13 protein-coding genes are annotated in these 12,965 nt (G+C 74.2%); 7 read left to right on the top strand and 6 right to left on the bottom strand.

Annotated features, from left to right (window positions below):
* Positions 1–843: a pentapeptide repeat-containing protein gene (locus tag ACIRQ9_RS37975; protein WP_404184590.1), complete on the top strand. Its 843-nt coding sequence runs from the start codon at positions 1–3 to the stop codon at positions 841–843.
* Here the strand turns inward: ACIRQ9_RS37975 and ACIRQ9_RS37970 are convergent.
* Positions 802–2,343 (bottom strand): cytochrome P450, encoded by a 1,542-nt coding sequence (locus tag ACIRQ9_RS37970; protein ID WP_404184587.1) that lies wholly within the window; start codon positions 2,341–2,343, stop codon positions 802–804. The genes ACIRQ9_RS37975 and ACIRQ9_RS37970 overlap by 42 nt on opposite strands.
* Before the next feature lie 108 nt (positions 2,344–2,451).
* Here ACIRQ9_RS37970 and ACIRQ9_RS37965 point away from each other — a divergent pair, with 108 nt between their 5' ends.
* Entirely contained in the window at positions 2,452–3,057 is a 606-nt protein-coding gene (locus ACIRQ9_RS37965; protein WP_404184584.1) for a TetR/AcrR family transcriptional regulator, read from the top strand.
* A 90-nt stretch (positions 3,058–3,147) separates the two neighbouring features.
* A complete protein-coding gene (locus ACIRQ9_RS37960) occupies positions 3,148–3,873 on the top strand; it encodes a DUF2470 domain-containing protein (RefSeq protein ID WP_404184581.1) in 726 nt (241 codons plus the stop codon).
* Here ACIRQ9_RS37960 and ACIRQ9_RS37955 read toward each other — a convergent pair.
* The 3 genes from ACIRQ9_RS37955 to ACIRQ9_RS37945 all read right to left on the bottom strand — a co-directional run bounded on the left by ACIRQ9_RS37955 (position 3,841) and on the right by ACIRQ9_RS37945 (position 7,471).
* Positions 3,841–5,043 carry a lactonase family protein gene (locus ACIRQ9_RS37955; protein WP_404184578.1) on the bottom strand — a complete coding sequence of 401 codons (1,203 nt, stop codon included), beginning with the start codon at positions 5,041–5,043 and terminating at the stop codon, positions 3,841–3,843. The two genes, ACIRQ9_RS37960 and ACIRQ9_RS37955, sit on opposite strands and share 33 nt — an antisense overlap.
* Before the next feature lie 108 nt (positions 5,044–5,151).
* Entirely contained in the window at positions 5,152–6,183 is a 1,032-nt protein-coding gene (locus ACIRQ9_RS37950) for a hypothetical protein (RefSeq protein ID WP_404184575.1), read from the bottom strand.
* A gap of 34 nt (positions 6,184–6,217) precedes the next feature.
* Complete coding sequence (locus ACIRQ9_RS37945) at positions 6,218–7,471, bottom strand: aromatic acid exporter family protein (RefSeq protein ID WP_404184572.1); 1,254 nt, start codon at positions 7,469–7,471, stop codon at positions 6,218–6,220.
* A 379-nt stretch (positions 7,472–7,850) separates the two neighbouring features.
* Here ACIRQ9_RS37945 and ACIRQ9_RS37940 point away from each other — a divergent pair, with 379 nt between their 5' ends.
* Complete coding sequence (locus tag ACIRQ9_RS37940; RefSeq protein WP_404184569.1) at positions 7,851–8,759, top strand: DUF3626 domain-containing protein; 909 nt, start codon at positions 7,851–7,853, stop codon at positions 8,757–8,759.
* Here the strand turns inward: ACIRQ9_RS37940 and ACIRQ9_RS37935 are convergent.
* Positions 8,705–8,974 (bottom strand): hypothetical protein, encoded by a 270-nt coding sequence (locus ACIRQ9_RS37935; RefSeq protein ID WP_404184566.1) that lies wholly within the window; start codon positions 8,972–8,974, stop codon positions 8,705–8,707. The two genes, ACIRQ9_RS37940 and ACIRQ9_RS37935, sit on opposite strands and share 55 nt — an antisense overlap.
* 532 nt (positions 8,975–9,506) lie before the next feature.
* Between ACIRQ9_RS37935 and ACIRQ9_RS37930 the strand changes: the two genes are divergently transcribed.
* A complete protein-coding gene (locus tag ACIRQ9_RS37930; protein WP_404184563.1) occupies positions 9,507–10,796 on the top strand; it encodes an ROK family protein in 1,290 nt (429 codons plus the stop codon).
* Positions 10,797–10,873: 77 nt separating this feature from the next.
* Complete coding sequence (locus ACIRQ9_RS37925) at positions 10,874–11,098, top strand: hypothetical protein (RefSeq protein ID WP_404184560.1); 225 nt, start codon at positions 10,874–10,876, stop codon at positions 11,096–11,098.
* Between the two features lie 41 nt (positions 11,099–11,139).
* On the opposite strand, the gene ACIRQ9_RS37920 is transcribed toward ACIRQ9_RS37925, so the two are convergent.
* A complete protein-coding gene (locus ACIRQ9_RS37920; RefSeq protein ID WP_404184557.1) occupies positions 11,140–12,102 on the bottom strand; it encodes an SDR family NAD(P)-dependent oxidoreductase in 963 nt (320 codons plus the stop codon).
* 498 nt (positions 12,103–12,600) lie between these two features.
* Here ACIRQ9_RS37920 and ACIRQ9_RS37915 point away from each other — a divergent pair, with 498 nt between their 5' ends.
* Entirely contained in the window at positions 12,601–12,849 is a 249-nt protein-coding gene (locus ACIRQ9_RS37915) for a hypothetical protein (RefSeq protein ID WP_404184554.1), read from the top strand.
* Positions 12,850–12,965 lie beyond the last annotated feature (116 nt).

The raw sequence follows: 12,965 nt of genomic DNA, 5'->3' as shown, positions 1-12,965 counted from the left end.
GTGCCAGAACACATATCTGAACGGTCCGGACTGCGGGAGCTGCGCGGGGACTGTGCCCGCTGTTTCGGCCTGTGCTGTGTCGCCCTGTCCTTCACGGCCTCGGCCGACTTCGCGGTCGACAAGCCCGCGGGCAGCCCCTGCCGGAACCTCGGCGGCGACCACCGCTGCACGATCCACACCGACCTGCGGCGCAGCGGGTTTACCGGCTGCACCGTCTACGACTGCTTCGGCGCCGGGCAACGGGTCTCGCAGGTCACCTTCGGCGGACAGGACTGGCGGGCCGGGTCCGCAAAGGACGCCCGCCGGATGTTCGACGTCTTCCCGGTCGTACGGCAGCTGCACGAGCTGCTCTGGTACCTCACCGAGGCGCTGGAACTGCCCGCCGCCCGCCCGGTCCACGCGGAGCTGCGGGAGCTGCTCCGGACCACCGGCGAACTGGCCCTCGGCACCCCCGAGGACCTCGCCGCCCTCGACGTGGCCGCCCACCGGCAGCAGGTGAGCGTACTGCTGCTGCGCACCAGCGAGCTGGTACGCGCGGGCGTGCCCGGGCGGCGGAAGGACCGCCGCGGCGCGGACCTGATGGGTGCCCGGCTCAAAGGCGCCGTGCTGCGCGGCGCGAGCCTGCGCGGGGCCTACCTGATCGCCGCCGACCTCACCGGCGCGGACCTGCGCGACACCGACCTGATCGGCGCCGACCTGCGCGACGCCGATCTCACGGGCGCGGACCTCACGGGCGCGTTCTTCCTGACCCAGCCGCAGCTCGACGCGGCCCGGGGCAGTGCCGGCACCCGGCTGCCGGCGTCAGTCACCCGCCCCGTGCACTGGGCAGCCGCCGCCCGCTGAGGCGGCCGTGCCGTCCGGCACGGTCACCGGCGCCGGGGCCGGCCGGCGTCGTTCCAGCCGCAGCCGCAGGCCGTCCGGCATCAGCGTCAGCCGCTCGGTCACCCGCAGCCGGTAGTCGGGGTCGGCTTGGAGGCCGTAGCGGCGCAGCAGCAGGCCGAGGACCAGGGTCGCCTCGTGCAGGGCGAACTGGCGGCCGATGCAGGCCCTGGCCCCCGTGCCGAACGGCTTGAAGGTGTGCGGCGCGCGGCTGCGCGCCGCCTTCGGCTCGAAGCGGTCCGGGTCGAAGCCCTCCGCGTCCGGGCCCCACACCTCGGGGTCCCGGTGCAGCATCGGGGTCAGGACCAGGGCCCAGGCGCCCCGGCGCATCGGATGGTCGCCGGCGAGCACGGTGTCCACGCGCGCCTCGCGGGCGAAGGCGGGCGCGGTCGGCCACAGCCGCAGCGACTCGTCGAGGACCCGGCGGACGTAACGGAGCTTGGCGACCTGGTCGTAGTCCGGCGCGGGCGTGTCGCCCCAGACCCGGTCGACCTCGGCGGCGGCCCTGGCGGCGATCTCCGGGTGCAGGGCGAGGTAGTGCAGGGCGAAGGAGAGCGCGCCCGAGGTCGTCTCGTGGCCGGCCACCAGGAAGGTGATCACCTGGCGGCGCACGTTCTCCGCCGACAGCCGCTCCCCGGTGTGGGGGTGGGCCGTCTCCAGCATCCGGTCCAGCAGGTCGCCGTCCCCGCGTCCCGACGCGCGGCGCTCGGCGACCAGGTCGTCGACCGTGCGGTTGAGGAAGGAGATGTCGGCCGCGTTGCGCCGGGCGGCCTGCCGCAGCAGCAGCGGGGCCAGCGGCCCGGGGACGCTGTTGAGGCGCTGGGCGTAGGTGAGGGTGCCGATCATCGCGGTCACGAAGGGGTGCGGCCGGTCCCGTTCGAAGGAGCCGAAGTCGTGTCCGAACCCGGTCCGCGCGATCGTCTCCAGGGTCAGCTTGGTCATGTCGCCGGGCACGTCGACCCAGCGGCCCGCGGCCAGCTCCCGGTCCCAGTGGCCGGTCAGGCGGCCGGCCACGGACAGCATCATCGCGTGATAGCCCTCCATGGCCTCCCGGCTGAAGCCCGGGGCCAGCACGTCGTGCGCCAGCTGCCAGTTCGGCTCGTGGTTGTACGCCGTGAACAGCCCGTCCCCGGCGATCGGGCGCAGGTTGGCGACCCCGAGGCCGACGTGCTTGGCGAACCGTGTCTCGTCGGCCATGTCGGCGGCCTGCCGGGCGCCCCACACGAAGACGAACTCGTTGCCGAACGCCCGGCGGCGGAAGACCGGGCCCAGCTGCCGGGCGAGGCGCATGGAGTCCTGGAGCGGCGTGCGGCGGTCGACGCCGAGGACGTCGCCGAGGAGGGGCAGCCGGCGCGGCGGGTGCGGAATCCGGTGCAGCTCGGGCCATCCCTGCTCGGCGCCCCGGAACCCCTTCGGCAGCGGGCCGCCCGCTCCCGTCGTCGTCTGCGTGGCCGTCTCCGCCATGACGCGATCTCCCTCGATGCTGCGGCAGGTTGAGCTAGTTGTACGTGAGTTCAATAGGCGGGGTCAGTCTCGTCCCGTTGTTGAATCCACGTCAAGTACAGTGCGGACATGGTCGCGAACCAGGGTGAGCGCAGCCGTCGCAGACTCAGCACCGCGGAACGACGCGAGCAGCTCCTCTCGGTCGGTGCCCGGCTCTTCTCCGAGAGCCCGTACGGCGACGTGTGGATCGAGCAGGTCGCGGAGATCGCGGGCGTCTCCCGAGGGCTGCTGTACCACTATTTTCCGACCAAACGGGACTTCTTCGCCGCGGTGGTGGAGCGGGAGAGTGAGCGGATGCTGCGGATGACCGCGGCCGGGCCCGGCATGTCCGCCCGGGAGCAGCTCGCCGCGGGCCTCGACGTCTACCTCGACTACGTTCACACGCACGCGCACGGCTTCCGTGCCTTCCATCGCGCCGAGGCCTCCGGCGACCAGGCCGTGCGGCGCGTCTACCGGCGGGCGCAGGCCGCGCAGGAGCGTCAGATCCTGGCCGCCCTCGCCGCGGACCCCGAGTTCGGCCCCGCCCTGGAGCTGCGCCCCGACACCCGGCTGGCGGTACGCGGCTGGCTCGCCTTCACCACGCACGTCTGCCTGGAGTGGCTGCGCACCGGGGAGCTGACCCGGCAGCAGGTGCGGGACCTGTGCGCGCGGGCGCTGCTCGGCGTCATCTCCTGAACCCGTTCGTCGTGCGCGTCGCGCGCGGCGTGCTTGGCGTACTCCCCGATCTTCGCTAAGTTAGGTGAGGCTTACCTAGGGAGGTTCGGGATGGGTGACGAACAGGCGGCCTGGGCGGCGGGCCCCGGCGCGGCCGAACAGGCCCGGTCGGTGCTGGCCACGGCGTGGTCGTGCGCGGTGACCGCGGAGGGCGGACGCGAGGAGTTCGTCGGCGCGCACGCGGTCGCCGACGACGGCCGGGTCCTGCTGCACGTACCGGAGGACAGCGCCCTGCTCGCGGCCGCGATCTGCGCACCGCGCGGCGAGCCGTCCGCGGTGCTGGAGTTCGCCGACGTCGCGCCCGTCGCGGTGCGCAACCGGATCCGGGCCCGGCTGTGGATGGCCGGCTGGTTCGCTCTCCACGAGGAGCACCTCGTCTTCCAGCCCACCCGGGTGGTGCTGCGCCGGCCCTCCGGCGCGGTCGTCGTCGACCTCGGCGAGTTCGCCGCCGCGTCCCCCGACCCGCTCGCGGGTGCCGAGGCCCACCTGCTCACCCACCTCGCCGACGCCCACCCGGACGCCGTCGAGCGCCTCACCAGGCTCGTGGAGCCGCAGACCCTGCACGCCGTGACCCGCGTCCAGCCGCTGGCCGTGGACCGGCACGGACTGACCCTGCGCATCGAACGCACCCGCGCCCACGGCGACGTACGCCTGGCCTTCCACGCGCCCGCCGACGACGTCACCCAGCTCACCGAGCGCATGCACGTCCTGCTGAACCAGGCCGCCGCCTCCTGCCCGCGGACGCTACAGCGGCAGCGCGCAGACGGCGACGGGTGACGCGAACGGCCGCCCGGTGAGCCGGAGTTCGCCCGTGGCCCGGTCGACGCCGAAGACACTCACGGTGCCGGACCGCTGGCACGCGGCGAACAGCAGCCGGCCGTCCGGCGAGAGAGCGATCTGCCGGGGGAAGTCCCCTTCCACCGGCACCGTGTCCAGCAGCCGCAGCCGGGCCCCGGCGGCCTCGACCGCGTACCGCGCGAGCGTGTTGGCGCCGCGGTTGGCCAGGTAGGCGTAGGAACCGTCGGCGGTGACCAGGAGCTGCGCCGGGTAGTTGGTGGTGCCCGCCCCGCTGCCGGTGGACTGCGGAGCGCCGACGGAGAGCCGGCCGGAGGCCTGGTCGTAACCGCACACCGCGATCGTGTCGTCCACCTCGTTGGCCAGGTACGCGTACCGCCCGCCCGGATGGAAGGTCAGATGACGCGGTCCGGCCCCCGGCCTGGTGTGCGCCTGGGCCACCTCGGTGAGCCGGCCCCGGGTGAGGTCCAGGCGGTAGCTGTAGACCGTGTCGGTGCCCAGGTCGACGGCGAGGACATGGCCGCCGTCCGGACTGGTGAGGAACTGGTGGGCGTGCGGGCCCTGCTGCCCGGGACCGGGCGCCGGACGCGTGTGCGTGACCAGGTCGGTGCGCTCGCCGAGGGCGCCCGCGCCGTCGATCGGATGGACGGCCACACTGCCCGAGGTGTAGTTCGCGCTCAGCAGCCAGCGGCCGCTCGGGTGCACCGAGAGATGACAGGGCCCCGCCCCGCCCGTGCTCCGGGTGCCGAGGATCCTCCGGTCCGCGAGGCGTACGGCGGTCACCCCGCCGTCCGTGCGCTCGTTCACCGCGTACAGCGTGCGGCCGTCCGGATGCACGGCGAGATACGACGGGTCCGCGACGCCGGTGAGCGTGCCGGCGCCGGTGATCTCGCCGGTGCCGGGATCGTAGGAGGCCAGGCCGATGCCGGTGCCACCGCCGTCCACGGAGGTGTAGGTGCCGAGATGGAGCGGACGCGGCCCGGCCGGTGCCGCCGGAGATTTCGCCGCCCGGCGCGGACGGGGCGCGGGGGCACGATCCCCGGGCGGGGCCGCGGGCGCGGGGACCGCCGCCACCGCGGCCGCTCCCGCCACCGCGCCGACGAACCGGCGCCTGCTCCAGCCGCCCCGCGTCGCTTCCGCACCACTGCCCATGCCCGCACCTCAGGTCGTCGGTCACCTCGGTCGTCACAGCAACCTTGACGCGGGCTCGGGGGCAAAAGCAAGAAGGACAACGGCCGTTGCGTCACCTGCAACAGACGGTCACCAGTCGCCGTCCGCCACCGGCTTGCCCGGCGGGTCCTTCAGCGGGATCACCTGCCCGTCGGTCGGCTGCTGCCAGGGCTCCAGGTCGTCGCCGAGCCAGTCGCCGACCGGCTTGACCCCTTCCAGGGTGTCCGTGGGAGCAAGATCCCGGGCGTCCTGGTCGTAGTAGTCGTACCAGGGCAGCCCGGCGCGGGTGTACGCGGCCCGGTCCACCGGCGACGGCGGCGGCTCCTCGCCCGTGATGCGACGCCACTGGGGAGGCGTGACCAGGTGCACGAAGACCCGGCCGGCCGGACTCGCGGCCCAGTCGGCTGCCGGCCGGTCGTCCTCGTAGACCTCCTGGCGCATCGAGCCGCCCGCCCCGAGACCCATCCCGGCCGCACGGGAGCGCGGAGCGGCGCCGGGCGCCGGTGCCGCGGCCATCATCGGGAGCGCCGCGCCGTAGCCGCCGGGCCCGCCGGGCGCCGGTGTCCGCTCGCGCCGCAGCCGCTCCTCGCGCCGCCACCGGGCGAGCGGCTCGTCCTTCAGCGTGAAGGACTGCAGCTGCACCCCGCCCCACACCTCCTCGCCGGTGACCTGTCCCTCCACCGTGGCGCCGAGGCCCAGCGGCACCGCCACGAACTGGCGGACCGTGCCCCGTCCGGAATTGATGCCGTCCAGCCACGGCTGCCGGGGCAGCACCAGGTAGTTCTGCGGATCCCGGGACAGCCGGTCGCTCCACGGCTCGCCGGAGACCGCGCACACCTTGCCGACGCCGACCTGGAGGGCGGCGGGCTCCGCCGTGCCCGCGAAACTCAGCCACATCGCCTCGCGCAGATACACCGGGAGCATCACCCCGCCGCGCGCCCGCCACTCCGGCGGGACCGTGTCCGGATGGTCGCTCACCCGCCGGACCGGGAACTCGCCGAGCCCCGGCGGCAGCGGATGCGTGCCCGTCTCCGGCAGCCGAAGGGTGCGCACGAAGCGCACCGCCACCCCGCCCGGCAGCCGCAGCGTGTTCCCGTCGATCCGTACCGCCGTGTCCGTCACCGGCGCGCCCCCTTCTTCGTCCCTACGCCGTCCTTCACCGAGAACGCGCCGCACCACCCGCCCGGTTCCGCCGCAGCCGCTCCGGTACGCCGATCCGCTCCCGCAGCCAGGTCAGCCGCGGCCGCTTGACCCACTGCTCGCCGGAGACCCGGTCCAGTTCCTCCAGCAGCCGTCGGGTGCGGTGCTCGGTGTTCATCTCGTCGATCAGCCGGTTGACCTCGGTCAGGACGGCTCCCAGCAGTTGCCAGTCCCGGTCGTCGCGGCGGATCTCGTCCCGGAGCAGCTTGGCGAGCTTGTCGCGGGTCCCGGCCGCGGTGTGCAGCTCGGCCGAGAGCCGGGCCTCGGCCGACTCGGCGCTCTCGCTGATGCTGGTGGTCACCAGCACCGCGAAGCTCACCACGGCGTCCGCGATCTGCGCCAGCAGCTGCTCCACCGCGGCCCCCGTGTCCGAGGCGAACAGCGGCTCGGGCTCGCGGGCCTTGGCCAGGTCGGTGAAGGTACGGGCCAGCACGCGCAGTACGACCGTGCAGATCTCCAGGGTGTCCAGGCCGGTGCGCAGCACCACCCGGTGCAGCAGGCCCTCCCTGACCCGCGGATTGAGCCGCAGGCTGTCCTCGGCCTGCCGCAGCGCCGCGTCCACGTCCACGATGGCGTGGTCGAGCCGGCGGGCCTCGTGCAGCCGCTCGGCCGCCTGCCGCCACGGCGTCGGCCCCGACGCCTCCTCGCCCATGCGCAGCATCAGCTGCCGCAAACGGCGGGCCAGGCCCTCGATCGACTCCCCGGCCTCGTCCACCCACACCGGCGGAGGCAGCAGCAGATTGCAGCCCATGCCGACCACCGCGCCGATCAGCGTCTCCACGATCCGCGCCCAGGCGGTGCTGCTGATGGTGGTGACCCCGAGCACCAGCATGGCGCTGATCGCCACCTCGGGGATGTACTCGTCGACGCGGACCAGGTGCCCCACCCCCAGCGAGGCCACGATCAGCAGGGCCAGGCTCCACCAGGTCAGGCCGACCAGCTGGCTGAAGGCGATGGCGACCAGGACGCCGGCCACCACCGCGTTGACCCGCCGGAACCCGTTGGTGAGGGTCGCGTACAGGGTCACCTGCACGACCAGGAGGGCGGTCAGCGGCGCGGTGAGCGGAGCCGGTTCCGGACTCAGCCGGAGCGCCACCACGTAGGCGATCGTGGCCGCGGCGGACGACCGCAGCGTCTGGACGACCACCGGGTCCCGATGGCGCCGCAGCAGTTCCGGCAGACCCCTGGCCCGCTCCCGTACGTCGTGCATCCTTTGGCCTGTTCCCCCTCACACGTCACGCCGAACGTGTTTTCCGCGGATCACCCGGGCGCCGATGGTGGGATGACCAGGGTGGACTACGCAGCGTGCCCGGCCGCGGGAGGCGACGAGGCGGCGGTGCCATTCCGGCGCGACCCGTGAGCGGCGCGGGTCCGGGCGGGGCGGCACGGCGTGGGACGCCGGAGTTCCCGGTCCTTGCCGATCTTCCCGTCGGCCGAACACTCCGGTCCCCGGAGAAGGATCCTTCCGACCGCCGGGACGCCCGTCGCGCCGGGGCGGGTTCGGCGCCACGAAACTCCCGCGACCGGGAACGCGGTGATCGGATAGCGTCGCCGGCACCGGAGGGGCGGGGACGGGCGCGGGGGAGCCGATGGAACGCACGGACACCGGGACGGCACGAGCCGTGGCGGCGCTGCGCCACGTGGCCGCGCTGAGCCGCGGACCGGCCCTGGACCCCGGCCTGCCCGTCACCCTGAACTTCCACCCCGACCGGCACTCGGCCGGGCTGCCGATCCTGGAGGCGCTGGCCCGGGACGGCGCCTACCACTCCCAGTTCGTCACCGGCACCTCCAACGGCGGACTCACCGCGCACCCCGGCGGCGACCGCTGGCGCTGGGAGAGCCGGATCTTCGGCGGCGCCTACGACGAAGCCGAGCCGGCCGAGAGGCCGGTGTACGGGGCGCTGAACTTCCGCCGACAAATGGTGGGCGCCGCCCCCAGGTTCGGTTCCTCGCACCTGCGGCTTACCGGACCCGTCCTGCACCGCGCGACCTTCTGCTACCCCGACAGCGCGGCCGAGCCGACAGACTTCGGCGTCGCCGCCGGCACGCACCTGCTCGCCCTCGCCGAGGAGGACGAGAAGGACGCCCTGGACGACTACATCGAGACACAGGTCCACGGCGGGGTACGGCTCGACCGGGACGTGGCCGCCCTGGTGCTGGACGCCTCCTACCGGGGGACACCCGTGGCGGCGGCCGCCCGGCGGCTGCCCTTCCCCGTCGAATGGCACCCCGGCTACCGGATCACCGTGCCCGAGCTGCGCCGCCGCGCGGACTACCGCGGCCCGCGGTACGCGACGCTCGGCGCCCTGATCGCCGAGAGGGGCGTCGTGGACCCCCGGATCCTCGGCGACGCGGCCCGCACCGGCCGCTACCCGGTCCAGGATCTCAAGATGGTCTGGCACACCCTGGCGCGGTTCGGGGCCCCGGAAGGCGCCGGCACGGCCTACTCCGCCGGTTCGGGCGGCCGGACGCCGGGGGCCGGCACGCCCAGGGCGTAGGCGCGGGCCACCGGTTCGGTGCGGTGGGCGGCCGACCAGCGCGCCGACAGGCGGCGCAGGTGACAGGTGACGCCGTCCCTGGTGAGACCGAGATCGCGGGCCGCCTGGACAGTGCTGGCGCCCCTGGCCGGCAGCGCCAGCACCCGGCCCTCGACCGCGCTGACCTTCGACGGCTTCGCCTGCGGCGCCTCGCGCTCGCCGTCCGGCCGCAACATCACCAGCAGCGACGGCGTCTCGCTGACCGGGTCCGCCGTCAGCTCCCCGTACCGCTCCCGCCCGCCACCGCACCGACACCCGGTAGCGCGAGGGGTGCCGCAGCCGCAGCGCCTCGGCGATCCGCTCCGCCCGCGCCTCCACCTGCGGACGGAACAGCTCCAGCACTTTCTGCGGGGACGGCAGCAGGATGGCGCCGGGGGTGCGGGAGGCGTTCCGTACCATGCTCCGTGAGCGCACGCCCGTGGAGATTCCGACGAATGGCTGAACTCCCTGATGACGGAAGGCCGTTATGTGGAGGATGTGTACGCGGCCGGCTGACCGGCGCGGTGGCCCGGCGCCCCGCGAGGGACGCCGGGGACCGTGCGGGATGTCACGGCGGGGGGCCGCTCGTGCGCGAGCCGTGCCCCGACGGCGCGATCCGGCATCGGCCTCTCCTTAGCTCACAGCGTGAACTAAGGGTTGGGAAAATATCGCTTCCGCCCTCTCGAAGGAGTATGTTGCAGGTCGGGAAGGGTTCGTGAAGGGAGCCACATGGCGGGGCGGAACGGGCGCACGGTACGCGACCTCAGGAGGGCCAACCGCACGGCCGTGCTCCAGCGACTCTATTTCGACGGCCCCCTCAGCCGCTTCGAGCTGGGCCCGGCCACCGGCCTGAGCTCCGGTTCGGTGAGCAACGTGGTCGCCGACCTGGTCGCCGACGGCCTGGTCGAGGAGGCCGGCAGCGTCGACTCCGACGGCGGCAGGCCCCGCACCCTGCTGCGGGTCGCCCCGCACAGCGGCCACATGATCGGCGTCGACGTCGGCGAGACCCGGGTCCGGGTCGAGCTGTTCGACCTCACGCTCACCGAACTCGCCCGCGTCGAACGCCCGCTGACGCAGCAGGGCTACGACGTCGACGTGATCGTCGGCCACATCCGGGACGGCATCACCGAGGTCCTGGCCACCGAGGGCGCCTCGCCCGAGCTGCTGCTCGGCGTCGGCGTCGGCGTCCCCGGCATCGTCGAGCACACCGCGGACCGCGGGGCCCTGGTGCACGGGCAGACCATCGGCTGGGACGCGGTCCCGCTGGAGGAACTGCTGCGCACCGGCCGCGGCCTCCCCGGCTCCGTGCGGTACTTCATCGACAACGGCGCCAAGACCCTGGGGCAGGCCGAGATGTGGTTCGGCGCCGGGCGTGGCGCGGACAACGCCGTGGTGGTGCTGTTCGGCTCCGGCGTCGGCGCCTGTCTGGTCACCGCCGAGGTGGAGCACGGCCGGGCCGTCGAGTGGGGCCACCTGACGGTACGGGTGCGGGGCCGGCGCTGCCGCTGCGGCGCGCTCGGCTGCCTGGAGGCCTACGCCGGCGCCGAGTCGCTGCTGGCCCGCTGGCGCGAGGAGGGCGGCCGTCCGGCCGAGGACACCGACGAGGAGACCGCGCTCACCGCGATGCTCGCCGCCGCCTACCCGGCCGAGGGCACGGATCCCGATCCGGTCGCGCTCGCCGTCCTGGAGGAGACCGCCGAGTACCTGGGCGCCGGCCTCTCGGACCTGATCAACCTCTTCCAGCCCGAACGGATCCTGATCGGCGGCTGGGCCGGTCTCCAGCTCGGCGCCCGCTTCCTGCCCGCCGTACGCCGGTACGCGACCACGTACGCGCTGCGCCATCCGGCCGAACAGGTCACCATCGACCTCGGCCGGCTCGGGCCCGACGCGGTCACCGTCGGGGCCGCCATCCTGCCGCTGGCCGACTTCTTCAGCCGGGGCGGCCGCCGCGCCGAACCGGCGACCGAGGACCGGCTGCCCGCCTGGCGGATGGCCCTGGAGGAGCGCGCGCCGCGCTGATCCACCCCGGTTTCACGCCTCCCGGCCGAGGTACCCGCGTACCGCCCGGACCGACGAGACGTGTGAGGAGTACAGCCGTGAGCGACCAGCACCACGGCGGGCCCGTCCCCAGGGACCTGCCGGACCAGCAGGCCCGCCCCGACGACCGTGACCCGTGGGACGTCCCCGAGGGCAGTGACCCGGACACCCGCGACGAGGACGGGCTCCCCGGCACCGACGAGGCCGGGACCGGTCTGCGGGACGCGCCCCGGCCGGGCGTGGTGAGCCCGGAGGAGCCGCTGCCGGAGGAACCCTCGGCCTGAGCGCCTGAGCGCCTGAGCGCGGGCCACGCGGGCGACGCGGGTCAGGCGAACGCGTCGACGCCGGTCAGTTCCGCCGAGAGGCCCCAGAGCCGGGCGGCCTGCGCCGGGTCGATCGCCCAGTCCTTCACACCGGCCGTCGAGCCCTCCACGGCGGGCTCGGCGATGTCGCAGTCCTCCAGGTACACCCCGCCCATGCCCGCCAGCTGCGGGGAGGTGGCCGCCCAGGTCTGGGTGGCCGCCCCCTGCGCGGGCGTCTTGAAGCCCTGCGGGTTCAGCACCGTGCCCTGCTCGTCGACCCAGCCGCGCTCGACCATCTCCTCGCGCGGGATGTGCCGCTGGAGCGGGGTCATGATGCCGCCCGGGTGCAGGGCGAAGGCCCGGACACCGAAGTCCTGGCCGAGCCGGTCCAGGTGGACGGCGAACAGCACGTTCGCGGTCTTCGCCTGGCCGTACGCCTGCCACTTGTCGTAGCCCTGTTGCCACTGGACGTCGTCCCAGCGCATCCCGGCGAAGTGGTGGGCGCGCGAGGAGACCGACACGACCCGGCCGCCGCCCGCCGCGAGCGCCGGCCAGAGCCGGTTGACCAGGGCGAAGTGCCCGAGGTGGTTGGTGGCGAACTGGGCCTCCCAGCCAGGTCCGACGCGGGTCTCGGGGCAGGCCATGACGCCCGCGTTGTCGATCATGAAGTCGACGGGCCGGCCGGAGGCCAGGAACCGCTCGGCGAAGCCGCGCACGCTCTCCAGGTCGCCGAGGTCCAGCTCGTCCACCTCCGCGCCCTCCAGCCCCGCGAGCGCCTCGCGGGCGGCCTCGGGGCGCCGCGCGGGGACGACGACGCGGGCGCCCGCCTTGGTCAGGGCCCGGGTGGTCTCCAGGCCGAGCCCGGAGTAGCCACCGGTGACGATCGCCAGCCGGCCGCCGAGGTCGAGGCCCGCGAGGACGTCGTCCGCGGTGCTGTCCGCGCCGAATCCGGAACCGATCTTGTGCTGCGCAGTCGTAGTGCTCATGGCGTGAACGCTACGAATTGGAGTGCTCTCGAAGTCAAGCCGCGCCCCCGGCGCCCGGAAACCGCCCCCGGACAGCGGAAAGCCCCGGCCGCGACGGGGGATTCGCGGCCGGGGCGGTCGAGTGGTGGGTGCGCACGGCGGTCGCCTCGCGGCGAGGGGCTCCACAGGGCTTCAGCCGGACGATCGTCCCTGTGGGCGGAAGGTGAGGCCCGGGGACACTGTCCCGTCCGCACCCACGCCTCGTTCAACGGGCAACCACCTGGCGCTGTTCCGGCCGCCCGGGTGACACGCATCACCCGCTCGTGGCAGCGGACAACCCGTATCTTCTTCAAGCATGCGCAAATATCCGGGCAAATCCGGGCGCTCCATTCCCGGTCCTGAGACCGCGGCCGCCTGCGGACGGCCTGTTCCTGGGCCTCGACGGGGCCTCTGGCCGCCTCCTGCGGCAGGGCGAATCGGGCGCGTCACATCCGCCCGGGGAGATCTACCCTCGATTTCATGACCGAGATAGCGAGCCCGTTCATCTCCCAGCCGCGGATCCTGGTGCTCGGCGTCATGATCGGCAAGCCGGGCACCCTACCCTTCCGCATCGTGGAGATCGACGGAGAGGTGGTCGGCGAGGCACGGGACATCACCGAGGTGCTGGCGGTCGCCGCGACCCACGGGATCACGGTCCACGACCTGGACGACCCGGCCGTGGTCTGCTGGGTGGGCGGGGACAAGTTCACCTGGGTGCCCCGGCACTAGGGGGTGTCGCCGAGTACGCCGCGGGGGGGGGGGGGGGGGCGGCGCCGCCCCCCCCCCCGGGCGGCCCCCGGGGGGCCCCCCCCCCCCCCCAACAGGTTTTGGCCCCCCCCCCCGGG

This window comes from Streptomyces sp. NPDC101237 (assembly GCF_044767465.1).
GTDB classification, from domain to species: domain Bacteria; phylum Actinomycetota; class Actinomycetes; order Streptomycetales; family Streptomycetaceae; genus Streptomyces; species Streptomyces gramineus.
The sequence above is the reverse complement of the archived record's forward strand: the minus strand, read 5'-3'. Positions and strand labels throughout refer to the sequence as shown.